This window comes from Ensifer sp. ENS07 (genome assembly GCF_014852185.1).
In the GTDB taxonomy this organism is placed as follows: Bacteria; Pseudomonadota; Alphaproteobacteria; order Rhizobiales; family Rhizobiaceae; genus Ensifer; species Ensifer adhaerens.
Genome location: NZ_JACVBE010000066.1, coordinates 1 through 535 on the forward strand (window position 1 = coordinate 1; position 535 = coordinate 535).

Consider the following 535-nt stretch of genomic DNA (forward strand, 5'->3'; position numbering starts at 1 on the left):
CCGCCAGCTTCAAGGCGAACGGCAACGGCTATCTCGGCACCTTCGCGCTCGACCCGCTGAACCAGGCAACCGATCAGGTCGGCTGGAGCTTCAAGGTTGCCGACAGCGTGCTCGACTCGCTGCAGGCGGGCCAGAAGCTGACGCAGACCTATGACGTCACCGTCGACGACGGCAAGGGCGGTACGGCGACGCAAACCGTGACGATCACGATCACCGGCACCAACGATGCCCCGGTGATCACGTCCGGTTGGCAGCTCGGCGGCGTGGTGGAGCGCTTTGACGGCTTTCCGGGCGAGAACACGGCCACGCACACGCAGGACGGCACGATCGGCTTTCGCGACGTCGATACGCTCGACACGCACACGGCGAGCTTCACGGCGGGCGGTAACGGCTATCTCGGTACCTTCTCGCTCGATCCTCTGAACCAGGCAACCGACAAGCTTGGCTGGAACTTCCAGGTTGCCGACAGCGTGCTCGACTCGCTGCAGGCCGGCCAGATCCTGGTGCAGACCTACGACGTCACCGTCGATGACGG

At 64.9% G+C, this 535-nt stretch carries 1 protein-coding gene; it reads left to right on the forward strand.

Annotated features, from left to right (window positions below; all coding sequences use genetic code 11):
• Window positions 1-535, forward strand: a 535-nt coding sequence (locus IB277_RS37650) for a VCBS domain-containing protein (RefSeq protein WP_210339740.1), incomplete at both ends; no start/stop codon positions are given.